Origin of the sequence: Streptomyces sp. NBC_00663, from assembly GCF_036226885.1 — a bacterium.
Taxonomy (GTDB): Bacteria; Actinomycetota; Actinomycetes; order Streptomycetales; family Streptomycetaceae; genus Streptomyces.
In genome coordinates this window covers 7,171,106-7,192,208 of record NZ_CP109027.1, presented here as the reverse complement: position 1 = coordinate 7,192,208, position 21,103 = coordinate 7,171,106, and the positions used below count along the sequence as shown (strand labels likewise).

Annotated in this window: 22 protein-coding genes; 8 read left to right on the top strand and 14 right to left on the bottom strand. The window is 71.9% G+C overall.

What is annotated here, in order from left to right; translation table 11 throughout:
* Nucleotides 1-176: 176 nt before the first annotated feature.
* Nucleotides 177-908: a VIT1/CCC1 transporter family protein gene (locus tag OG866_RS32545; RefSeq protein ID WP_329340273.1), complete on the bottom strand. Its 732-nt coding sequence runs from the start codon at nucleotides 906-908 to the stop codon at nucleotides 177-179.
* A 273-nt stretch (nucleotides 909-1,181) separates the two neighbouring features.
* Here OG866_RS32545 and OG866_RS32540 point away from each other — a divergent pair, with 273 nt between their 5' ends.
* The 7 genes from OG866_RS32540 (at nucleotide 1,182) to OG866_RS32510 (ending at nucleotide 9,512) form a co-directional block, all read left to right on the top strand.
* On the top strand, nucleotides 1,182-2,222 hold the full coding sequence (locus OG866_RS32540) for an ADP-ribosylglycohydrolase family protein (RefSeq protein WP_329340271.1): 1,041 nt from the start codon (nucleotides 1,182-1,184) through the stop codon (nucleotides 2,220-2,222).
* Nucleotides 2,223-2,626: 404 nt separating this feature from the next.
* Complete coding sequence (locus tag OG866_RS32535) at nucleotides 2,627-3,934, top strand: ADP-ribosylglycohydrolase family protein (RefSeq protein WP_443063667.1); 1,308 nt, start codon at nucleotides 2,627-2,629, stop codon at nucleotides 3,932-3,934.
* Nucleotides 3,935-3,942: 8 nt separating this feature from the next.
* Complete coding sequence (locus tag OG866_RS32530) at nucleotides 3,943-5,169, top strand: ADP-ribosylglycohydrolase family protein (RefSeq protein ID WP_329340267.1); 1,227 nt, start codon at nucleotides 3,943-3,945, stop codon at nucleotides 5,167-5,169.
* Nucleotides 5,157-6,608, top strand: a complete 1,452-nt coding sequence (locus tag OG866_RS32525) for an ADP-ribosylglycohydrolase family protein (RefSeq protein ID WP_329340266.1) — start codon at nucleotides 5,157-5,159, stop codon at nucleotides 6,606-6,608. Before OG866_RS32530 ends, OG866_RS32525 begins: the two co-directional genes overlap by 13 nt.
* The gene (gene rbsK, locus OG866_RS32520; RefSeq protein ID WP_329340264.1) at nucleotides 6,605-7,501 is read left to right on the top strand and encodes a ribokinase; all 897 of its coding nucleotides are present in this window, start codon (nucleotides 6,605-6,607) and stop codon (nucleotides 7,499-7,501) included. Before OG866_RS32525 ends, rbsK begins: the two co-directional genes overlap by 4 nt.
* Nucleotides 7,498-8,688 (top strand): CaiB/BaiF CoA transferase family protein, encoded by a 1,191-nt coding sequence (locus OG866_RS32515; RefSeq protein ID WP_329340262.1) that lies wholly within the window; start codon nucleotides 7,498-7,500, stop codon nucleotides 8,686-8,688. Before rbsK ends, OG866_RS32515 begins: the two co-directional genes overlap by 4 nt.
* Entirely contained in the window at nucleotides 8,685-9,512 is an 828-nt protein-coding gene (locus OG866_RS32510) for an HpcH/HpaI aldolase/citrate lyase family protein (RefSeq protein ID WP_329340260.1), read from the top strand. Before OG866_RS32515 ends, OG866_RS32510 begins: the two co-directional genes overlap by 4 nt.
* Before the next feature lie 64 nt (nucleotides 9,513-9,576).
* Here the strand turns inward: OG866_RS32510 and lgt are convergent, their stop codons facing one another.
* The 11 genes from lgt to hisI form a co-directional block, all read right to left on the bottom strand.
* A complete protein-coding gene (gene lgt / locus OG866_RS32505; protein ID WP_329340258.1) occupies nucleotides 9,577-10,542 on the bottom strand; it encodes a prolipoprotein diacylglyceryl transferase in 966 nt (321 codons plus the stop codon).
* A gap of 93 nt (nucleotides 10,543-10,635) precedes the next feature.
* Nucleotides 10,636-11,412: a DsbA family protein gene (locus OG866_RS32500; protein ID WP_329340256.1), complete on the bottom strand. Its 777-nt coding sequence runs from the start codon at nucleotides 11,410-11,412 to the stop codon at nucleotides 10,636-10,638.
* An 88-nt stretch (nucleotides 11,413-11,500) separates the two neighbouring features.
* Nucleotides 11,501-12,319: a tryptophan synthase subunit alpha gene (trpA, locus tag OG866_RS32495; protein ID WP_329340254.1), complete on the bottom strand. Its 819-nt coding sequence runs from the start codon at nucleotides 12,317-12,319 to the stop codon at nucleotides 11,501-11,503.
* Complete coding sequence (gene trpB / locus OG866_RS32490) at nucleotides 12,316-13,599, bottom strand: tryptophan synthase subunit beta (RefSeq protein WP_329340252.1); 1,284 nt, start codon at nucleotides 13,597-13,599, stop codon at nucleotides 12,316-12,318. The genes trpA and trpB overlap by 4 nt, the downstream gene beginning before the upstream one ends.
* 55 nt (nucleotides 13,600-13,654) lie before the next feature.
* Nucleotides 13,655-13,867: a tryptophan biosynthesis modulator TrpM gene (gene trpM, locus OG866_RS45295; RefSeq protein WP_443063666.1), complete on the bottom strand. Its 213-nt coding sequence runs from the start codon at nucleotides 13,865-13,867 to the stop codon at nucleotides 13,655-13,657.
* A gap of 34 nt (nucleotides 13,868-13,901) precedes the next feature.
* Nucleotides 13,902-14,711, bottom strand: a complete 810-nt coding sequence (gene trpC / locus OG866_RS32485) for an indole-3-glycerol phosphate synthase TrpC (protein ID WP_329340250.1) — start codon at nucleotides 14,709-14,711, stop codon at nucleotides 13,902-13,904.
* 138 nt (nucleotides 14,712-14,849) lie between these two features.
* The gene (locus OG866_RS32480; protein ID WP_329340248.1) at nucleotides 14,850-15,290 is read right to left on the bottom strand and encodes a DUF2752 domain-containing protein; all 441 of its coding nucleotides are present in this window, start codon (nucleotides 15,288-15,290) and stop codon (nucleotides 14,850-14,852) included.
* An 85-nt stretch (nucleotides 15,291-15,375) separates the two neighbouring features.
* A complete protein-coding gene (locus tag OG866_RS32475; RefSeq protein ID WP_329340246.1) occupies nucleotides 15,376-15,624 on the bottom strand; it encodes an HGxxPAAW family protein in 249 nt (82 codons plus the stop codon).
* Nucleotides 15,625-15,836: 212 nt separating this feature from the next.
* Entirely contained in the window at nucleotides 15,837-16,478 is a 642-nt protein-coding gene (locus OG866_RS32470; protein ID WP_329340243.1) for a TIGR02234 family membrane protein, read from the bottom strand.
* A gap of 74 nt (nucleotides 16,479-16,552) precedes the next feature.
* Nucleotides 16,553-18,031, bottom strand: a complete 1,479-nt coding sequence (locus OG866_RS32465; protein ID WP_329340241.1) for an anthranilate synthase component I — start codon at nucleotides 18,029-18,031, stop codon at nucleotides 16,553-16,555.
* Between the two features lie 11 nt (nucleotides 18,032-18,042).
* Nucleotides 18,043-18,459 carry a phosphoribosyl-AMP cyclohydrolase gene (gene hisI, locus OG866_RS32460; protein ID WP_329340239.1) on the bottom strand — a complete coding sequence of 139 codons (417 nt, stop codon included), beginning with the start codon at nucleotides 18,457-18,459 and terminating at the stop codon, nucleotides 18,043-18,045.
* 83 nt (nucleotides 18,460-18,542) lie between these two features.
* Here hisI and OG866_RS32455 point away from each other — a divergent pair, with 83 nt between their 5' ends.
* Nucleotides 18,543-19,178: a TIGR03085 family metal-binding protein gene (locus tag OG866_RS32455; protein WP_329340237.1), complete on the top strand. Its 636-nt coding sequence runs from the start codon at nucleotides 18,543-18,545 to the stop codon at nucleotides 19,176-19,178.
* 31 nt (nucleotides 19,179-19,209) lie between these two features.
* On the opposite strand, the gene OG866_RS32450 is transcribed toward OG866_RS32455, so the two are convergent.
* Both OG866_RS32450 and OG866_RS32445 read right to left on the bottom strand, forming a co-directional pair.
* The gene (locus tag OG866_RS32450; protein WP_329340235.1) at nucleotides 19,210-20,463 is read right to left on the bottom strand and encodes an MFS transporter; all 1,254 of its coding nucleotides are present in this window, start codon (nucleotides 20,461-20,463) and stop codon (nucleotides 19,210-19,212) included.
* Nucleotides 20,464-20,486: 23 nt separating this feature from the next.
* Complete coding sequence (locus OG866_RS32445) at nucleotides 20,487-21,077, bottom strand: ArsR/SmtB family transcription factor (protein ID WP_329340233.1); 591 nt, start codon at nucleotides 21,075-21,077, stop codon at nucleotides 20,487-20,489.
* Nucleotides 21,078-21,103 lie beyond the last annotated feature (26 nt).

Genomic DNA, 21,103 nt, shown 5'->3' with positions numbered 1-21,103 from the left:
AACGGGACAGATCGATGTCCGTCGCTCCAAGGGCGAGGCGAGCGACGTCGCCCACCTCGCGGATGCGCGGCAGGCGTCATTGCCCACAGCGCTTACGGCTCATGCCCAGTGGTTAAGCATTCGAAACCAGCGAGTAACGGCTACTTATGCGGCCCATCGCATAAGTAGCGGTCGACCTATCCTACGGCCGTTCCGAACAAGCTGCCCAGGGCGTACGTCACACCGGCCGCCGCACCACCGAGAGCGAGCTGCCGCAGTCCGCTGAACCACCAGGTCCGCGCCGTCACCTTGGCCACCACCGCCCCGCATGCGAAGAGCCCGACGAGCGCGACGAGAACCGCAGGCCACAGCGCACTCGCCCCCAGCAGATAAGGCAGTACGGGGAGCAGCGCGCCGAGCGCGAAAGCCCCGAAGGACGACACGGCGGCGACGAGCGGCGAGGGCAGATCCCCGGGGTCGATCCCGAGCTCCTCCCGCGCGTGGATCTCCAGAGCCTGCTCGGGATCACGGGACAACTGCCTGGCGACTTCCCGCGCGAGCAAGGGATCGACCCCCCGGCCCGCGTACAACGCGGCGAGCTCCGCCTCCTCGTCCTCCGGGTGCTTGCGCAGCTCCCGCCGCTCGACATCCAGCTCGGCCTCGACGAGCTCCCGCTGCGAGGCGACGGAGGTGTACTCACCCGCGGCCATGGAGAAGGCTCCGGCGGCCAGCCCCGCGAGACCGGTGAGCACGATGGCCTGCTGCCCCACGGCCCCGCCAGCGACACCGGTCATGAGGGCGAGGTTGGAGACCAGCCCGTCCATGGCCCCGAAGACGGCGGGCCGCAACCACCCCCCGTTCACATCACGGTGGGTGTGGTTGTCACGGTGCGCCGCGTGCAGTGGCGCCTCGGTCTCGATGATGGCCATCAGGGATCCCCCAGGGAAGCTAAGCCAAAGCTAACTTTAGACAGATTCTAATTACCGACAACCTGACTGTACGACGAGAAATTCCCGCCCGCCACGAAGGAAAGGCTGCGCTAACCTGCACCTTTACCTCCGAATGCGCATACGATCAGAGGCCCGCTCAGATGTCGACCGGGTGATGCTGAGGCCTGAGATGCTCGTGTTACGGCCCTCCCGTGGGACACATCCGCAAAGGCCCCGCGCCCTGTGCGGAGCCCACGGAGGAGAGGCCGCCGTATGGCATCGATCGCCTGCATCCCCTCGGTCCCGGCACCCGGGAACGCCGCCGAACTCCGCGAACGGGGTCGAGGCGCCCTGCTGGGCCTGGCGGTAGGAGACGCCCTCGGCGCCCCCGCCGAAAACCTCAAACCCTCCGAGATCCGAGCCCGCTGGGGCCGCATCACGGGCTACGTGGCGCAGCACCCCTCCGGCACGGACGACACGGAGTACGCGATCTTCTCCGGCCTCCTCCTGGCCCGCCACGGCTCGGCCCTCACCCCGGCCCATGTCGAGGCGGCCTGGCACGAGTGGATCGCGGACCGCGAGGAGGGCCCGTTCCGGGGCGCGGGCTTCAGCGAACGAGGAACCCTGGAGAACCTGCGCCGAGGCCTCGCGGCCCCCATCTCCGCCCAGCACCGCCACGCCTGGAGCGACGGCCTGGCGATGCGCGCGGCCCCCTTCGGCGTCTACGCGTCGGGCCGCCCCGCCGAGGCGGCCCGCCTGGCGGCGATCGACGGCTCGGTGAGCCACGACGGCGAGGGCATCTACGGCGGCCAGGCGGTAGCGGCAGGAGTGGCGGCGGCGATGGCGGGCGCCACCACGGTCGCGGTGGTCGCCTCGGCCCTGGCGGTGATCCCGGACGACTCCTGGACGGCCCGCTCCCTGCGCCGCGCGGTGGCGGTGGCCCACCGAGGCGAACAAGCGGTCCGCTCCGCGGTCGTGATCGGCGGCTACCCCTGGACCGACCTCGCCCCCGAAGCCGTCGCCCTCGCCTTCGGCGCGTACGCGGCGGCGGACGGCGACTTCGTGGAGGCGGTACTGACGGCCGTCAACATGGGCCGCGACGCGGACACGACGGCGGCGGTGGCCGGCGCCCTGGCAGGCGCGACCCGGGGAGCCTCAGCGATCCCGGCGGACTGGGCAGCGGCCATCACCCCGGCACAGGGCACCTGCCTCCCCTCCATGGCAGGCCACCACGTCCTGGACGTGGCGGACCTGCTGACCCCGGCCGAGTACGTACTGGCAGCGGACGGCGACGAACTGGAGGGCGCGAGATGACCCTGGAACACGAGGAACGGCCCCCCCTCGACACCGGCCCGGCCCATCCACTCCGCCCGACATTCGAGAACGAACTCCCGAAGGCCGCGCCCCTCGACACCGGCCCGACCCATCCACCCCACCCGACATCCAATGACAAGCTCCCGAAGGCCGCACCTCTCAACACCAGCCCGACCCACCCACCCCACCCGACACTCGAGCACAAGCTCCCGAAAGCCGCACCCCTCAACACCAGCCCGACCCACCCACCCCACCCGACACTCGAGCACAAGCTCCCGAAAGCCGCACCCCTCAACACCAGCCCGGCCCACCCACCCCGCCCGACGCTCGAGGACGAGCTCCTGCCGCCCGCCTCCCCCACCCACCCAGCCCATCCACCCCACTCGACATTCGAGGACGAGCTCCTGCCGTCCCCCTCCCCCACCCACCCAGATCATCCAGCCCGTCCGGCGTTTGAGGACGAGGCCCCTTCAGGGCCGACGGGGGTCCAGGGGGCGGAGCCCCCTGGGGACGGGGTCGAAGGGGCAGCGCCCCTGGGGATGGGACGGGTAGGGGCGGCGGGGGCGAAGAAAGCCACCGCCGACACCCCCACCGCAAACCCTCGCCGCATCGAGGGCCTCCTCCTCGGCCTGGCCGCAGGCGACGCCGCCGGCTGGCCCGCCGCCCGCCACAGAGCCGCCCGCATGCCCGACTGGACCCGCCGCCTCACCCGCGAACTCGACACCTTCGCCGAACAGAACGCCACCACCACCCTCCCCGTCCCCATCGCCCTCAACCAACCCCCCGAACCCCTCCGCCTCGGCCCCTCCGACGACGCCGAATGGGCGGCCTTCACCGCGGAGTCCCTCCTCCGCGCAGGCGACGACACCGCCCTCCCCGACCTCAGCCGCGACCGCCGTACAAGAGCAGCCATCGACCTCACCTGGACCACCCTCGCCGGCGAGGTGGCCGCCGCGGCGAACCGCGCCCCGGAAGTCGAGTCCGCCGTACTCCCCCTACGCGCCCGCATCTCGGTAAGAGCCGGCCTCGGCAACCTCGCCACCGGCCTGCGCCCACCCGCGACAGGCCACGACAACCCCCACTACTTCGACGACGCGGCCTGCGTCAGAGCCTGCGTCCTGGCCGTGACCCACCCCGGCAACCCCCGACTCGCCGCGGACCTGGCCGAGTTCGACGCCCGCTACACCCAGGACGGCGACGGAGTCCACGGCGCCCGAGCCATGGCCGCGGCCCTCTCCCTCGCCCTCACCGGCGCCGACGTCCACACCTGCGTCAGCGCCGCCCTCACCGAACTCCCGGAGTCCACCGAGATCGGCCGCAACGCCCGCCACGCCCTGGACCTCGCCCACACCACCCCCACTGCGTTCGCCCTGATCCCCCTCCTGGAACACCAGATCGTCGACCACGTCTACAGCTACGGCATCGCGGCCGCGGAAACCGTTCCGGTCGCCCTGGCCCTGGCCACCGCGGCGAACGGCGACATCACGGAAGCGATCCCCGCGGCCGCCTGTCTGTCCCGCGTCGCGGACTCGGCCCCCGCCCTGACCGGCGCCCTCACCGGAGCCCTCACCGGCGGCACCGCGCTCCCGTCCTCCTGGCGGGACGCCTGCCGCACCCTCTCCGGCTGCGCCCTCCCCCGCCTCACCGGCACCGACCTGGTGGAACTCGCCGAACTCCTGGAAGCCACGCAACCGCCCCCGCCAGGAGGATGATTCGGTCCATGCCTCCCAAGACACCCAAACCCCCACAACAAAACCCTTCACCGACCACCCCCGCACCCACCCCCACCCCCACCCCCACACCCACCCTTGAGGACCGCATCACCGGCGCCCTGGTGGGCGCCGCGGTGGGCGACGCCCTGGGCGGCCCGGTGGAGGGCTACTCCCCCGACCAGATCCTCGACCGCCACGCCGGCCGCGTCCACGGCATCGTCGGCCCCTGGAACGGCGACGCCTGGCGCACGGCCCGCCCGATCGCCCCGTACCACAAGGGCGACGGCCACGTCACCGACGACACCTTGATGACGCACGCCCTGGTCAGGGTCTACGCCAAGGTCCGCGACCACCTCGACGCCTACGCGGTCGCCGACCACCTGGTCCCCGACCTGATGACAACTCCCCGCTGGATCCCGGAACTCGAACAGGAGGCCCTCCCCCTCCACCGGATCTTCCTGGCGGAGAAATGGCTGGTGACCCGCCTCCATTACGGCCATGCCGACCCCCGGGAGGCGGGCGCGGGGAACATCGTCAACTGCGGCGCGGCGATGTACATGGCCCCGGTGGGCCTGGTCAACGCGGCCGACCCGAGGGCCGCCTACGCCGAGGCGCTGGACATCGCGGGCGCCCACCAGTCGTCGTACGGCCGCGAGGCGGCGGGGGTCTTCGCGGCGGCCGTGGCGGCAGCCTGCGCACCGGACGCGACCCCGGACAGCGTCGTGACCCACTGCCTCGCCCTGGCGAAGGACGGCACGAGGACGGCGATCGAGAAGGTCTGCGAAGCAGCGACCCGGCACACCACCTTCGAGTCGGCCCTGGCCCCCCTGCGCGAGGCGGTGGCCCCCTACGACACGGTGGGCCCCGACTACCGCAGCCCCTCTCTCGGCGCCCGCCGTCCGTCCCGCCTCCACTCGATCGAGGAACTCCCCATCGCCCTGGGCATGTTGATCGTGGCCGCGGGCGACTACCGCGACGCGGTCCTGGGCGCCGTGAACTACGGCCGCGACTGCGACTCCATCGCGACGATGGCCGGCGCGATCGCGGGCGCCCTGGGCTCCCCGGCGCCGGACGACTGGTCCAAGACGGTCTCGGAGGCCAGCCGCCTGGACCTCTGGGAACCGGCGACGACGCTCACTCAGGTGACCCGTGAGATCCACGACCGGGACATCCACCGCCGCCGCGCCCACGAGGCCGCGTTCACGGAGATCGGAGGCCTGAGATGCTCCGGCTGACCTGGGTCCAACCGGAGGACCTCCTGGGCCATGAACTCCGCCAGGCGGCACTGGACGGCCGTGAGGCTTCGGTGATCGCGGCGCGCTGGATGGCGGCAGGCGGCCAGGACGCCCCCCTCAGCGCAGGCGCCTCCCCCCACCCGCCGTCCCGCTACCTCCGCCTCCTGGCGAAGGACCTGCTGGACGAACTGGCGGACCTGCCCAGCAGGCTGGCCGACCAGGAACCCACGGACCTGGCAGGAATCAAGGCGCTCTGCCCAGAGTGGCCGGGCGACTCTCAGCCGCTTGACTGCGGGCAGTCGTACCCCTTGGGCGGCCCCGGCCCAAAGAAAGGCGGCACCCCGCCGACGCGGGCAGGCGAAACTCCCCGACCCCAGCCCCCACCCCCCGCAGCCTACGAAGCAGCGTGGCTGGGCCGCTCTATCGGCTGCCTCCTAGGCAAACCCGTAGAAAAGCTCCCCCTGGACGCCATCCGTCAACTGGCCAAGTCCACCGGCAACTGGCCCCTGAACACCTACTTCACCGCCCGAGGAGTCCCCCCAGCCCTCCTCGCCGCCCACCCTTGGAACCGCCGCTCAGCCCCCACCTCCCTCGCCGAGAACATCGACGGCATGCCCGAGGACGACGACCTCAACTACCCCCTCCTCAACCTCCTCCTGCTCCAACGCCACGGCAGACGGTTCACCACCACGGACGTGGCCGCCCTCTGGCTGGACGAACTCCCCGCAGGCCGCACCTTCACGGCCGAACGCATCGCCTACCGCAATCTCCTCCTCGGTCTGGAACCCCCGCACACCGCCCGCCACCGCAACCCCTTCCGCGAATGGATCGGCGCCCTCATCCGCGCCGACGTCCACGGCTGGACCAACCCCGGCCACCCGGCGGCCGCGGCGGAGCAGGCCCACCGGGACGCCACCCTCACCCACACCGCCAACGGCGTCTACGCGGCGATGTTCACGGCGGCGACGATCGCCACCGCGGCCACCGGCACCCACGACGTCCACGCCTGTCTGCGCACCGGCCTGACCGTCGTACCCCCCGGCTCCCGGCTGGCGAAGGCGGTCCGCCACGCGATCCGACTGGCCGCGTCCACACAGGACTTCGACACGGTCGTGGACGAACTCCACGCCACCCACTCCCCCACCCACCACTGGGTCCACGCGATCCCCAACACCGCCCTGATCGCCGCCGCCCTCACCCACGCCGGCGGCGACTTCACCGCCTCCGTCCGCAACGCGGTGAGCGGCGGTTGGGACACCGACTCCAACGGCGCGACAGCGGGCAGCCTCGCCGCCCTCCTCACCGGCGCCCCGGCCGCCCTCCCCGACCGCTGGACGACCCCGTTGAAGAACCGACTCGCCACGTCCGTGGGCGACTTCGACGGCACCGGCTTCGACGCCCTGGCCCACCTGACCCACCTGGAGGCTTCCCGCCCATGACGCACATCGCCGTACTCGGCAGCACGAACATGGACCTCGTCGCCTACGTCGAGAAGGCCCCGCAGCGCGGCGAGACGGTCACCGGGCGCGAGTTCCGTACGATCCCCGGCGGCAAGGGCGCCAACCAGGCGATCGCCGCCGCCCGCGCCGGCGCCACCGTGTCGATGATCGGCGCGGTCGGCAACGACCCCTACGGCACCCAGCTCCGCTCCACCCTTGAGCACTCCGGCGTCGACACCGACCATCTGCGCACCGTCGAGGGCCCGTCCGGCACCGCGCACATCGTCGTCGACGACGAGGGCGGCAACGCGATCGTCGTGATCCCCGCCGCGAACGGCACCGTCGACCATCTCGCCCCCGGCGACGAGAGCCTGATCGCGTCCGCCGACGCCCTGCTGCTCCAGTTGGAGATCCCGCTGAAGGCCGTTCTGGACGGCGCCGGGGCAGCCCGCGCCCACGGCGTCCGGACGATCCTCACCCCCGCCCCCGCGCAGCCCCTCCCGCCCGAACTCCTCGCCGCCACCGACCTGTTGCTCCCCAACGAGTACGAGGCGACCACCCTCACCGGCCTGTCCGACCCGATCGCGGCGGCCCGGGCCCTGCTCGACCTGGTACCGGCGGTCGTCGTGACGCTCGGCGCGGCGGGCAGCCTCTATCTGGCCCGTGACGCCGCCGAGCCCCTCGCCGTGCCCGCCCCGCCGGTCACCGCCGTGGACTCGACCGGCGCGGGCGACACCTTCGCCGGCACCCTCGCGGTCGCGCTCAGCGAGGAGCGCCCCATCCGCGAGGCCCTGCACTGGGCGGCAGCGGCGGCGGCCCTGTCGGTGCAGCGGCCGGGCGCGTCGGCGTCGATGCCGTACCGCTCCGAGATCGAGAAGCAGTACCACTCATGACCGACACCCCGCTCTCCGGCCTCCGCGTCCTCGACCTCGCCACCCTCTTCGCCGGCCCCCTCGCCGCCACCCTCCTCGGTGACTTCGGCGCGGAGGTCATCAAGGTCGAGCACCCCACCAAGCCGGACCCCTCCCGCGGCCACGGCCCGTCCAAGGACGGCATCGGTCTGTGGTGGAAGGTGCTGGGCCGCAACAAGCGCACGATCACCCTCGACCTGTCCAAGCCGGGCGGCCGGACCACCCTGCTGCGCCTGGCCGCGACCGCGGACGTGATCATCGAGAACTTCCGCCCGGGCACCCTGGAGAAATGGGACCTGGGCTGGGACGAGCTGTCCGCGGCCAACCCCCGGCTGATCCTCACCCGGGTCACCGCCTTCGGCCAGTTCGGCCCGCACGCCCACCGCCCCGGCTTCGGCACCCTCGCCGAGGCGCTGAGCGGTTTCGCCGCGATCACCGGCGAACCGGACGCGCCCCCGACGCTGCCGCCGTTCGGCCTCGCCGACTCCATCGCCGGGCTCGCGACCGCGTACGCCGTCATGACGGCCCTCGCGGCCCGCGACCGCACGGGCGAGGGCCAGGTCGTCGACATGGCGATCATCGAGCCGATCCTCACCGTCCTCGGCCCCCAGCCGACCTGGTACGACCAACTCGGCTATGTCCAGCAGCGCACCGGAAACCGGTCCGCCAACAACGCCCCCCGCAACACCTATCGCACCGCGGACGGCGGTTGGGTCGCCGTCTCCACCTCCGCCCAGTCGATCGCGGAACGGGTGATGCGCCTGGTCGGCCGCCCGGACCTGATCGACGAACCCTGGTTCGCGACCGGCGCCGACCGGGCCCGGCACGCCGACGTCCTGGACAAGGCGGTCGGTGACTGGATCGCCGAGCGCACCCGCACGGAGGTCCTGGCGGCCTTCGAGAAGGCGGAGGCCGCGGTCGCCCCGATCCAGGACGTCCGGGACGTGATGACGGACCCGCAGTACGCGGCCCTGGACACCGTCACCACCCTCCCCGACCCCGAACTCGGCCCCCTCAGGATGCAGAACGTCCTCTTCCGTCTCTCCGCCACCCCGGGCGCGATCCACTGGGCGGGCCGTCCGCACGGCGCCGACACGGACCCGGTCCTCAACGAACTGGGCCTGACCGACGCCGAGTTGACGGCCCTGCGCGCGGAGGGAGCCGTATGACCACACCACTGACCTGGTTGTACGTCCCCGGTGACCGCCCGCGGGTGGTGGCGAAGGCGCTGACGGCCGGCGCCGACGTCGTCGTGGTCGACCTGGAGGACGCCGTCGCCCCGGACCGCAAGGCGTACGCCCGCGACGCCACCGCCGAACTCCTCACCGCACGGCACCGCGTCCCGGTGCACGTCCGCGTGAACGCCTTGGACGGCCCGTTCGCGGCAGCCGACCTGACGGCGGTGGCCGGCCTCCCGGGCCTGTCCGGCCTCCGTCTGCCCAAGGTGACAGGACCACGGCAGATCACCGGCATCGCCGAACGCACCGCCCCCGCCGCCGGAGGCGCCCCAGCCCTCCACGCCCTCCTGGAGTCCGCCCTCGGCATCGAACACGCCTACGCGATCGCCACGGCCCACCCGTCCCTGCGCGGCATCTCCGTCGGCGAGGCCGATCTACGGGCCGATCTGGGCGTACGGGACGACGCGGGCCTCGACTGGTCCCGCTCCCGGGTGATCGTGGCCGCACGCGCCGCGAACCTCCCGCCCCCGCCCCAGTCCGTCCACCCCGACATCCGCGACCTGGCGGGCCTGGCCGCCTCCTGCGCCCACGGCCGCACCCTGGGCTTCCTGGGCCGGGCGGCCATCCATCCCCGCCAACTCCCGGTCATCGAAAGGGCCTACCTCCCGGCCCCGGAGGAGATCGAGAAGGCGGAGACGATCGTGAAGGCGGCGACAACGGAACAAGGCGCTCAGGCGCTGCCGGACGGCAGCTTCGTCGACGCGGCGGTGGTGGCGGCGGCACGACGGACTCTGTCGCTCGCACGCCGCCGCTGACCTCCGCACATGACAGAGGGCGCCCGGCCGTCGCCGGGCGCCCTCGTCGTCGTACGACTGACGGTCAGCCCTTCTTGGCCGACTCGGCCTCGTCCTTCACGCCCTCGGCGTCCTCGGCATCCTCGGTGGCCTCAGTGGCCTCGCTGGCCTCCTCGGACGAATCGGCCTCGGCCTTCTTCTCCTCGCCGTCGCCCTCCTCGGCCTCGGTGTCAGAGGCACCCGGCTCGACGACCTCTTCGCGGCCCGGGCGCTTCTTCGCCGAGATCACGATGTAGACGACCGCCAGCAGGAACACGACGAGCGCGGTCCAGTTGTTCAGCCGCAGGCCCAGGATGTGGTGGGCGTCGTCGACCCGGAGGTACTCGATCCAGAACCGGCCGACGCAGTACGCCGCGACGTACAGCGCGAACGCCCGTCCGTGGCCGAGCGTGAAGCGGCGGTCGGCCCAGATGACGAGCAGCGCGACGCCGATGCACCACAGGGATTCGTAGAGGAACGTCGGGTGGTAGGTGCCCGGCACCCGGCCGTCCGTGGAGGACGTGATCTTCAGGGCCCAGGGGAGGTCGGTCGCCCGGCCGTACAGCTCCTGGTTGAACCAGTTGCCCCAGCGGCCGATCGCCTGTGCGAGGGCGATACCGGGGGCGATGGCGTCGGCGTAGGCCGGCAGCGGGATGCCCCGGCGGCGGCAGCCGATCCAGGCGCCCACCGCACCGAGCGCGATCGCGCCCCAGATGCCGAGGCCGCCCTCCCAGATCTTGAAGGAGTCCACCCAGTCACGACCCTCGCTGAAGTACAGCTCGTAGTCCGTGATCACGTGGTAGAGCCGGCCACCGATGAGACCGAAGGGCACCGCCCAGACCGCGATGTCGGCCACCGTGCCGGCGCGGCCGCCGCGGGCGATCCAGCGCTTGTTGCCGAGCCAGACCGCGACGAAGACGCCGATGATGATGCAGAACGCGTAGCCGCGCAGCGGGATGGGACCGAGGTGGATCACCCCGCGCGACGGGCTGGGAATGTAGGCAAGTTCCATGGCAGGACCGACGCTACCGTGCCGGGCGCCGCCGACGGCAGGCAGCCCGGCTACGGCTCCATAACGGGAGGGCCGGAATTCTTGTGTCCCCCGCTACCCTTTGGCCGCCTTCTGCACCTGCTCCTTCAGCTTCGCCGGAGTCATCGTCTGGTCCTGGTAGATGTTCTTGCCGTTGAGGATGACGGTCGGGGTGCCGCTGAATCCGCCGTTGCGGAAGGCCGCCGCGGACTTGCTGACCCAGCTGTTGTGGGTGCCCTTGTCGACACACGTCCGGAACGTCGCGGTGTCCAGGCCGTCGACCTTCTTCGCCAGCTCGATGAGCTTGCTGTTCTCGGCGTAGGCGTCGTCCGTCTCGGACGGCTGGTTCTCGTACAGCACGTCGTGGTACGCGGTGAACTTGCCGGCGTCCTGGGCGCAGGCCGCGGCGTTGGCCGCGGTGCGGGAGCCGCTGCCGCCCATGTTGCCGTCGATGATCGTCGCGAGGTGGTACTCGACCTTCAGCTCCCCGGACTCCGTCAGCTCATGGATCGTGGAGCGGTAGGCGTCCTCGAAGGACTTGCAGGCGGGGCAGCGGAAGTCCTCCCACACCGTGAGCGTGGACTTGGCGTCGGTCCTGCCCACCGGGATGGCGAGGTTGTCGTCGCCATTGGCGCCCGAGGGTGCCACGACCGGGCCCGCGGCGTCGCTGTCGTCGTCCTTGCCCGCGTTGGCGGCGACGATGCCGATCACCGCCGCGAGGCCCAGGACGCACAGGACGCTCGCACTCACGATCAGCGTCCGCCGGCGCCTCTCCGCGGCCTTCTGCTTCTCACGCTCGACCGCCAGCCGCTCGCGGGCGGTGCGCTTTCCCTCACGGTTCTTCTCGCTCACACCCCGGAAACGAACCGGGGAGGCGCAGCGCGCCTCCCCGGTCCCAGGTCCACCCGTTCGAGTGACCTGTACGAAATGCCCGGACTTGTTACGCCTGTCCGCGCACGCCCTTCGCCAGATCACCGGCGAGTTCGCGGACGGCCTCGACGCCGGCCTTGTCGTCCGGCGCGTCCAGCATCCGCTTCACGAAGGCCGAGCCGACGATCACCCCGTCGGCGAAGCCGGCCACCTCGGCGGCCTGCGCCGCGTCGGAGACGCCGAGCCCGACGCAGACCGGCAGGTCGCCGCCGGCGGCCCGGGTGCGCTCGACCAGGTCCTGCGCCTGGGCGCCGACCGAGGCACGAGTGCCGGTGACGCCCATCAGCGAGGCGGCGTACACGAACCCGCTGCCCGCCGCGGTGATCCGGGCGAGCCGCTCGTCCTTGCTGCTCGGCGCCACGACGAAGACCGTCGCGAGACCGTGCTTCTCGGCGTGCTCCCTCCACAGCGCCGACTCCTGCACGGGCAGGTCGGGCAAGATGCACCCGGCGCCACCCGCTTCCGCGAGCTCGGCGGTGAAGCGCTCGACGCCGTAGCGGTCGATGGGGTTCCAGTACGTCATCACGAGCACCGGCTTCCCGGTGGCCTCGTGGGCCTCGCGCACCGTCCGCATCACGTCCGCGATCTTGACGCCGCCGCGCAGGGCGATGTCGTCGGCGGTCTGGATGACGGGACCGTCGAGGACGGGGTCGCTGTGCGGCAGCCCCACCTCGACGACGTCGGCACCGCCGTCGAAGACGGCCTTGATCGCCTCGATGCCGCCGTCCACGGTCGGGAACCCGGCCGGGAGGTAGGCGATGAGCGCGGCGCGGCCCTCGGCCTTGGCGGCCGCGAGGGTGTCGGTCAGCAGCTGAATGTTCCCGCTCACTTGGCGTCCCCCTCGATCTCGGCGAGGTCGGCGGCGTCGGCCGCGACCTCGGCGTCGGTGTCGTACAGGCCGAAGTAGCGCGCGGCCGTGTCCATGTCCTTGTCGCCGCGCCCGGACAGGTTGACGATGATCAGCCCGTCCTTGCCCAGCTCCTTGCCGACCTCCAGGGCGCCGGCCAGCGCGTGGGCGCTCTCGATGGCCGGGATGATCCCCTCGGTGCGGGAGAGCAGACGCAGCGCCTGCATGGCCGCGTCGTCGGTGACCGCGCGGTACTCGCCGCGGCCGGAGTCCTTGAGGTAGGAGTGCTCGGGGCCGATGCCCGGGTAGTCCAGACCGGCGGAGATGGAGTACGGCTCGGTGATCTGGCCCTCCTCGTCCTGGAGGACGTAGGAGCGGGAGCCGTGCAGGATGCCGGGCTCGCCCGCGGTCAGGGTGGCCGCGTGCTCGCCGGTCTCCACGCCGTGCCCGGCGGGCTCACAGCCGATGAGGCGTACGTCGGCGTCCGGGATGAAGGCGTGGAACAGACCGATGGCGTTGGAGCCGCCGCCGACGCAGGCGATCGCCGCGTCGGGGAGCCGGCCGGCCCGCTCCAGGATCTGACGGCGGGCCTCGACGCCGATGACCCGGTGGAAGTCGCGGACCATCGCCGGGAAGGGGTGCGGACCTGCGACCGTGCCGAAGAGGTAGTGCGTGTGGTCGACGTTGGCGACCCAGTCGCGGAACGCCTCGTTGATCGCGTCCTTCAGCGTGCGGCTGCCGGACTTCACGGCGATGACCTCGGCGCCGAGCATGCGCATCCGGGCCACGTTGAGGGCCTGGCGCTGGGTGTCGATCTCGCCCATGTAGATCGTGCACTCGAGGCCGAACAGCGCACAGGCGGTGGCGGTGGCCACGCCGTGCTGACCGGCGCCGGTCTCGGCGATGACACGCGTCTTGCCCATGCGCTTGGTGAGCAGGGCCTGGCCGAGGACGTTGTTGATCTTGTGTGAGCCGGTGTGGTTGAGGTCTTCCCGCTTGAGGAAGATCCGGGCGCCACCGGCGTGCTCGGCGAACCGCGGCACCTCGGTGAGGGAGCTGGGGCGGCCGGTGTAGTGGACGAGCAGGTCGTCGAGTTCCTTGGCGAACTCGGGGTCGTGCTTGGCCTTGTCGTACTCGACGGCGACCTCGTCCACGGCGGCGACGAGGGCCTCCGGGATGAACTTGCCGCCGAAGTCGCCGAAGTAGCCTTCGGCGCTCGGGACTTGACCGTCGGGGTCGGGGATGAAGAACTCGCTGGGCATGCGGAAACCTCACGGTGAGTTGGGAAATACCTAATCGCCGTGGGGGCGGGGAATGTCAGTTGGCTGCGGGCCCGTCGTGGCTGGTCGCGCAGTTCCCCGCGCCCCTGAAGGGGCGCTGATGCCATCGCATGCCATTGACCTGACCCGGCTCGTCACCGATGACATACCGGACCCGGCGACCGTGCACCCTTCGCGCGGGCGCACGGCAACCACGCGGACGGCAGCCACGCGCGAGGCGTGCATAGCGGTCCGCGGTCGTCACGGTCATCAGGACGGTCATCGAGCCCAAGCCTAGCGGGTGATCAACCGCGGCCGTGGCGGAGTGCGGGATGTGCGCCCGCCGCCACCAGGTCCGCCACCGCCGTCTTCGGGTCCTTGCCCGTGACCAGGGACTCGCCGACCAGGACCGCGTCGGCGCCGGCGTTGGCGTACGCGATGAGGTCGTGCGGGCCGCGGACGCCGGACTCGGCGATCTTGACGATGTGGTCGGGGATCTCGGGGGCGACGCGCTCGAAGGTGCCGCGGTCGACCTCAAGGGTCTTGAGGTTGCGGGCGTTGACGCCGATGATCTTCGCGCCGGCGTCCACCGCGCGCTCGACCTCGTCCTCGTCGTGGACCTCGACGAGCGGGGTGAGTCCGATGGACACCGCGCGCTCGATGAGGGACTCCAGGGCGGGCTGCTCCAGGGCGGCCACGATCAGCAGCACGAGATCGGCGCCGTAGGCCCGGGCCTCCCACAGCTGGTACGACGTGACGATGAAGTCCTTGCGCAGGACCGGGATGTCCACGCGCGCGCGGACGGCCTCCAGGTCGGCCAGCGAGCCGCCGAAGCGGCGCTCCTCGGTGAGGACGGAGATGACGGCGGCGCCACCCGCCTCGTAGTCCGCGGCCAGGCCCGCCGGGTCGGCGATCGCGGCCAGCGCGCCCTTGGAGGGGCTGGAGCGCTTGACCTCGCAGATGACCTTGACGCCGTCGCCGCGCAGTGCGGCCACGCCGTCCTTGCCCGCGGGAGCCTTCGCCGCGCGCTCCTTGAGCTCGTCGAGGCTGACGCGCGCCTGCCGCTCCGCGAGGTCGGCACGGACTCCGTCGATGATCTCGTCGAGCACACTCACGCGAGCGGCCCCCTTCCAGACGGTTGACAGTTCCAGCGACCGGTGAAAACAGGTGGTCACTGCGATGGTATCCGCAGGAGGGCGTAGCCCTCGCATCCGGTTGACGCCGGTCCCACTACCTGGACGTTCACCGATTGATCAAGGATGCAGCCAGCCACCGAACGGCAGGTTCCGGACAACGGTGAAGACCAGCAGCAACGTGCCCAGCGTCCACAGGTGGACCGGGCCGAGGTCGATCCGCAGCGGTCGTCCGCGCGCCGAGCGGACCACCCAGACGGTCCACAGCACGGCGAAGCCCAGATAGCCGAGAACGGCCGGGGCGTTGGCCTGGAGGGCCGTCAGGACGTCCCCGTGGACGAAGGCGTGCGCGCTGCGCAGTCCGCCGCAGCCGGGGCAGTAGAGGCCGGTGTGGCGCAGGAGCGGGCAGACGGGGTAGTGACCGGTCTCGTTGGGGTCCACGGCGCCGACGTAGGCGAAGGCACCGGCGACGGCGGCGAGGACGCCTGCCGGTACGGCCACCCGTCCCAGCACGGCCGTATGTGTCATCACCCTCTGGCTGTCGGCGTTCACGCCTCGCATTGTGCCCCCGCACGGGCCCGGACGCGCGTGAGGGGCGGCCCCGGCAGGTCCGCCGGTCCGCCCCTCGACGAGGTACGTGCCGCTCTCAGCCCTCGACGCTCGCCGGCTCACGCTGTGCGGCGAGCAGGTCCTTGTGCCTGTCCTTCGGCTGCCCCATGCCCATCGCGCTCATGATCCAGCCGACGACACCGCCGATGACCACGAGCGCCATGCCGGCCCAGAAGCCCGCGGGCTGGGCCATCACCATGAAGGCGCCCGAGACGCAGAAACCGATGAAGGCGATCGTGACACCGGTCCAGGCGGCCGGGGTGTGACCGTGGCTGCTGCCCGCCATGACTTGCTCCTCGTTGCTGTAAACGTGTCTGAGCCGGACGCTCGGGGTCCATTGTTCCGCACAGGTGCGTGAGCGGTGAGCAGGGGTAGGCCTAGCGGGTCAATGCCGGGAAGTGCAGCCGCCCTTCAGGGGCGCGGGGCTGTATCGATGTGCGGCTCCACCGCGTGGGCGCGAACAACCCCCACCGGCCCGCAGCCGACACTCACCCCCCTCTACGCCCCTGTCGGATCCTCGCCCCGATCCAACGCCTTCCAGATCTCCTCGGGCCTGTCAGGATCGGCGACCCGCGCCCTACGGGCGACCCGCGGCTCCCCGTTGCGCTCGTACCGCCCCGACATCGCGGGCCACAGACGCCCGTACCGCAGCGCCAACAACCCGGCCAGCAGGATCAACGCCCCGCCGGCCACGGCGAGGTAGGGCCACGCCGTATGGCTGAGGCCGTCGACCGTCGCCGCCGCGTCACCGGACGCGGACGCGGCTTGGTCGTCGAGCGCGGAGCTGTCGGACGTACCGAGGAGCGCCGAGACGACGATGCCGACACCGGAGAGCGCGAGCAGCGCGGCGACCGCGAAGCGGCCCACCTTGCGGACGGCGAAGACGGCGACGAGCGCGGCGAGGCCCACTATGGCGAGGGCCGCGGGGACGCCCGTGACGTCGCTGCCCCTGGCGGTCAGCGGGAAGTCGCCGCCGGCCACCGTGGCGGTGCCCGAGGACCACTGCTGGCGGGTGGAGAGCAGCGCCACGGCCGCGCCGAGGGCACCGGCCAGCAGGGCTACAGCGAGGCTGAGGCGGCCGGCCCTGGCGGGTCCTGCGGCTTCGGAACGGGGGGGAGGAACGGCAGTCACGTACTCCACTATCGCCCGAACCCCGGGCGAACCGTCACCCGGGGTTCGTATGAGCCTCGTCCTACTTTCCGGCGAGCCTCGCCCTATCGCCCGAGCCGGTTGGCCGTGTGCACCGCGCGCAGCACCGCCGCCGCCTTGTTGCGGCACTCCTGGTCCTCGGCGACCGGGTCGGAGTCGGCGACGATCCCGGCGCCCGCCTGGACGTACGCCGTACCGTCCCTGAGCAGGGCCGTTCGGATGGCGATGGCCGTGTCGGAGTCGCCCGCGAAGTCGAGATAGCCGACGCAGCCGCCGTACAACCCGCGCCGGGACGGCTCGAGTTCGTCGATGATCTGCATCGCGCGGGGCTTCGGGGCGCCGGAGAGGGTGCCGGCCGGGAAGCAGGCGGTGAGGACGTCGAAGGCGGTACGGCCCTCCGCCACCTTTCCGGTGACCGTCGAGACGATGTGCATCACGTGCGAGTACCGCTCGATGGACATGAAGTCGACGACCTCGACCGAGCCCGGTTCGCAGACCCTCCCCAGGTCGTTGCGGCCGAGGTCGACCAGCATCAGGTGCTCGGCGCGCTCCTTGGGGTCGGCGAGCAGCTCGTCGGCGAGGGCCTGGTCCTCCTGCGGGGTCGCCCCGCGCCAGCGGGTACCGGCGATGGGGTGGACCATGGCCCGCCCGTCCTCGACCTTGACGAGGGCCTCGGGGGACGAGCCGACGACGTCGAAGCCGTCGAAGCGGAACAGGTACATGTACGGGGAGGGGTTGGTCGCCCGCAGGACCCGGTAGACGTCCAACGCACTGGCCGTGCACGGCGTTTCGAAGCGCTGGGAGGGGACGACCTGGAAGGCCTCGCCCGCGCGGATGCGCTCCTTGATGTCCTCGACGGCCGCCTGGAAGTCCTCGCCGCCCCACAGGGCGGTGTACTCGGGGAGTTCGGAGGGCGGCAGTACGGCGGGCGGCTGGGCCACCGCGCGGGACAGGTCCGCCTCCATGGCGTCCAGACGGGCCACCGCGTCGGCGTGGGCCTCGTCGACGCCGGTGTCGAGGTCGTTGTGGTTGATCGCGTTGGCGATCAGCAGGACCGAGCCCTCCCAGTGGTCCATCACGGCGAGGTCGCTGGTGAGGAGCATGGTCAGCTCGGGCAGCTGAAGGTCGTCGCGCTCGCCGGGGCCGATCTTCTCCAGGCGGCGGACGATGTCGTAGCCGAGATAGCCGACCATGCCGCCGGTGAAGGGCGGCAGGCCCTCCTGGTGCGGGGTGTGCAGGGCCTCGATGGTGGCGCGCAGGGCGGCGAGCGGGTCGCCGTCCGTGGGGACGCCGACGGGTGCCTCACCGAGCCAGTGGGCCTGACCGTCGCGCGCGGTGAGCGTCGCGGAGGAGCGGACGCCGACGAAGGAGTAGCGGGACCAGGAGCGGCCGTTCTCCGCGGACTCCAGCAGGAAGGTGCCGGGGCGCTCGGCGGCGAGCTTGCGGTAGAGCGCGACCGGGGTGTCGCCGTCGGCGAGGAGCTTGCGCGTGACCGGGATGACGCGCCGGTCGGTGGCGAGCTTGCGGAAGGTCTCGAGGTCCATGGCGGCTGACCTTACTGATCCGAGGCCGGTAGGCCGGAATCGGCGGCGCCCCGGTCCGGGCCGTCGCCGTCCTTGCGGAGCACATCGGCGTCGAAGCAGGTGCGCGCGCCGGTGTGGCAGGCGGCGCCGACCTGGTCGACCTTGACCAGCACGGTGTCGGCGTCGCAGTCCAGCGCGACCGACTTGACCCACTGGAAGTGGCCGGAGGTGTCGCCCTTGACCCAGTACTCCTGGCGGCTGCGTGACCAGTAGGTGCAGCGGCCGGTGGTGAGCGTGCGGTGCAGCGCCTCGTCGTCCATCCAGCCGAGCATCAGCACCTCACCGGTGTCGTACTGCTGGGCGATGGCGGGGACGAGCCCGTCGGCGCTGCGCTTGAGACGCGCGGCGATCTCGGGGTCGAGGTTGCTGGGCGGGGGCGTGCTGGTCATGGGTGCCATTGTGCCGCGCCGCACTGACAGCACAGGCGTGGCGTCCACTGTGCGGACCTCGTGCGCGGTCGTAGGCTGACGGCATGTCGACTTTCGCCAAGCGTGAACGACTTCTGCTCGCCGATCTCCTGGAAACCGCAGGACCCGAGGCCCCGACCCTGTGCGAGGGCTGGCAGACCCGGGATCTCGCCGCGCACGTGGTGGTGCGCGAGCGCCGCCCCGACGCCTCGGCCGGCCTCCTCATCAAGCAGCTCTCCGCCCGTCTGGACAAGGCGATGGAGGAGTTCGCGGCCAAGCCGTACGAGGAGCTGATCCAGCTGATCCGTACCGGCCCGCCGCGTTTCTCGCCGTTCCAGGTCAAGCAGCTCGACGAGGCGTCCAACACGATCGAGTTCTACGTCCACACCGAGGACGTCCGCCGGGCCCAGGAGGGCTGGACGCCCCGCGAGCTCGACCCCGTCTTCCAGGACGCCCTGTGGTCCCGTCTGGAGCGCACCGCCCGGCTGATGGGCCGCGGTGTCCCGACCGGCCTGGTACTGCGCCGCCCCGACGGCCAGACCGCGGTCGCCCACCGCGGGACGCCGGTCGTGACGGTGACGGGCGAGCCGTCGGAACTGCTGCTGTTCCTCTACGGCCGCAAGAACGCCGTCGACGTGGAGCTGGACGGCGACAAGGACGCCATCACGAAGCTGCACGAGGGCAAGCAGCTGGGGATCTGAGCACCGGCTCCGGCCCTCCCGCGTCCCGGCCCTACTTCGGGAGCTCGGCCCGCCGCAGCTCCCGTACGGCCAGGGCGACGACCCCGCCGAGTCCGCACACCGCCGCGCTGACGACGAACACCGGCCCCGTGCCCCACGCCCCGATGGCCGCGGCGGACAGCGGCATGCTCAGCGGCGCGAAGCCCAGGCTGACCAGTCCGGAGACGGCGGTGACGCGCCCCAGGTAGGCGGCGTCGGCCTGGGTCTGGAGCAGGGCGCCGCACATCGCGCCGCTGAGCCCGGCGAGCAGCCCGACGACCAGGGCGGTGCCGACGGCGGCGACCAGGCTCGGTACGTAGGCGAGGGCGCCGATCGCGACGGAGCCCGCGAGGATGGCGTACGCCGCGACCTGCCCGGCGTGCGGCAGGCGTCCGCGCACCGTCAGCAGCAGCGAGGCCAGCCCGGCGCCGACGCCGAACCCGGCGAGCACCGCGCCCATGCCGGAGGCGCCCCAGCCGCGTTCGTCGGCGAGCAGGGTCAGACCGACGTTGAGCGGGCCGACGAAGCCGAGGTCACCGAGGGCGATGGCCAGCATCAGCGGGGCGAGGACACGGTGCCGGCGGATGTAGCGCAGGCCGCTGACCAGGTCGCTCCAGGCGCTGCTCCGAGGGCCGTCGCCGGTCTTGGCGTCGGCGGGCACCTCCCCCACCCGTACGGAGACCAGCAGCGGCACCGACACCGCGATGAGCAGCCCCGCCAGCCCGAAGGCGGCAGCTGCTCCGCCCATCGCCACCCCGAGGCCGCCGAGCGGTCCGCCGACCACGCTGGCGAACCTGATCGCGAGGCCCCGCATGCCCTGCACCCGCGCGAGCTGGTCCCGTGTCGTCACGCGCGCGGGGAGGGCACCCACGGCCGGCATGAACACGGCGTCGACGGTGCCGAAGACGAACGCCAGCGCGGCCAGCGGCCACAGCCCGGGGCTGGCGAAGAACAGCAGCGCCGCCACCGCGAGGACGGCCGCGCAGCGCACCACATCGCTGCCGATGACGACCCGGCGGGGTCCGAGCCGGTCGGCGATGACTCCGCCGCCGAGCATCAGGATCGCCCGCGGCAGTGCGCTGACCGACATCACGACACCGGCCTGTGAAGGGCTTCCGGCCTGTACGGCGGCCCAGGACAGGGCGATGTAGTACACGCTGTCACCGACCATCGAGGAGGTGTAGGCGGCGAGCCAGCGCAGGACGTTGCCGTCGCGGTGGGCGGGGCGGGAGGTGACGTCCGTCGGGGCTATGAGCGTGGCGGTCATGGGCGGGGTCCTCTCGGGACGTCTCAGGCGCGGAACGGAAAGGTGTATGTGTGCACCGCGACGTTCTCGCGGCCCTCGGTGTCACCGGCGGCGTCGGCGACCCGGCCCAGCTCGTCGTACTTGTGGAGCAGCGCGAGCAGTTCCTTGTTCAGTTCGGCCGTCTCCTCCACCGTCAGGCGGATCGACGACTCGGTGGCAGTGGCCGTCCGGTTCCACTCGGGGTTCCAGGTGGACCGTTCGTCGAGCCAGCGGCGGTACATGTCGATGCGCTGGTCGGCGAAGATCCTTGTGGCCGCCGCGTGTGCGGCCGCTACCTGAGGGGCGTCCTGGAAGTCCTCGTCGCGGATGCTGACGCCCTCGGAGGCGGGCTGCCACCACCGCTCCCGGCCGTCCGCGCTCTGCGGTTCGGCCTCCTCGATCAGCCCGTGCTCGGCGAGCTTGCGCAGGTGGTAGCTGACCAGGGAGACGGCCTCGTCGACCGACTCGGCCAGCTGTGAGGCGGTGGCGACACGGGCCAGGGTCAGGTTCCGGTACAGCCGCATCCGCAGCGGGTGGGCGAGCGCCTTGAGCGTGCCCACGTCCGTGATCCTGCGGTCCCTCTCCTTGCCTGTCATGTGTCCCACCGTAGATAGGAAAGAAA

What these genes read in the sequence shown, in the direction of transcription:
- OG866_RS32545 (WP_329340273.1), bottom strand. Translation starts at nt 908, where the DNA reads ATGGCCATCATCGAGACCGAGGCGCCACTGCACGCGGCGCACCGTGAC.
- OG866_RS32540 (WP_329340271.1), top strand. Translation starts at nt 1,182, where the DNA reads ATGGCATCGATCGCCTGCATCCCCTCGGTCCCGGCACCCGGGAACGCC.
- OG866_RS32530 (WP_329340267.1), top strand. Translation starts at nt 3,943, where the DNA reads ATGCCTCCCAAGACACCCAAACCCCCACAACAAAACCCTTCACCGACC.
- OG866_RS32525 (WP_329340266.1), top strand. Translation starts at nt 5,157, where the DNA reads ATGCTCCGGCTGACCTGGGTCCAACCGGAGGACCTCCTGGGCCATGAA.
- rbsK (WP_329340264.1), top strand. Translation starts at nt 6,605, where the DNA reads ATGACGCACATCGCCGTACTCGGCAGCACGAACATGGACCTCGTCGCC.
- OG866_RS32515 (WP_329340262.1), top strand. Translation starts at nt 7,498, where the DNA reads ATGACCGACACCCCGCTCTCCGGCCTCCGCGTCCTCGACCTCGCCACC.
- OG866_RS32510 (WP_329340260.1), top strand. Translation starts at nt 8,685, where the DNA reads ATGACCACACCACTGACCTGGTTGTACGTCCCCGGTGACCGCCCGCGG.
- lgt (WP_329340258.1), bottom strand. Translation starts at nt 10,542, where the DNA reads ATGGAACTTGCCTACATTCCCAGCCCGTCGCGCGGGGTGATCCACCTC.
- trpB (WP_329340252.1), bottom strand. Translation starts at nt 13,599, where the DNA reads ATGCCCAGCGAGTTCTTCATCCCCGACCCCGACGGTCAAGTCCCGAGC.
- trpM (WP_443063666.1), bottom strand. Translation starts at nt 13,867, where the DNA reads ATGACCGTGACGACCGCGGACCGCTATGCACGCCTCGCGCGTGGCTGC.
- OG866_RS32480 (WP_329340248.1), bottom strand. Translation starts at nt 15,290, where the DNA reads ATGCGAGGCGTGAACGCCGACAGCCAGAGGGTGATGACACATACGGCC.
- OG866_RS32475 (WP_329340246.1), bottom strand. Translation starts at nt 15,624, where the DNA reads ATGGCGGGCAGCAGCCACGGTCACACCCCGGCCGCCTGGACCGGTGTC.
- OG866_RS32465 (WP_329340241.1), bottom strand. Translation starts at nt 18,031, where the DNA reads ATGGACCTCGAGACCTTCCGCAAGCTCGCCACCGACCGGCGCGTCATC.
- hisI (WP_329340239.1), bottom strand. Translation starts at nt 18,459, where the DNA reads ATGACCAGCACGCCCCCGCCCAGCAACCTCGACCCCGAGATCGCCGCG.
- OG866_RS32455 (WP_329340237.1), top strand. Translation starts at nt 18,543, where the DNA reads ATGTCGACTTTCGCCAAGCGTGAACGACTTCTGCTCGCCGATCTCCTG.
- OG866_RS32450 (WP_329340235.1), bottom strand. Translation starts at nt 20,463, where the DNA reads ATGACCGCCACGCTCATAGCCCCGACGGACGTCACCTCCCGCCCCGCC.
- OG866_RS32445 (WP_329340233.1), bottom strand. Translation starts at nt 21,077, where the DNA reads ATGACAGGCAAGGAGAGGGACCGCAGGATCACGGACGTGGGCACGCTC.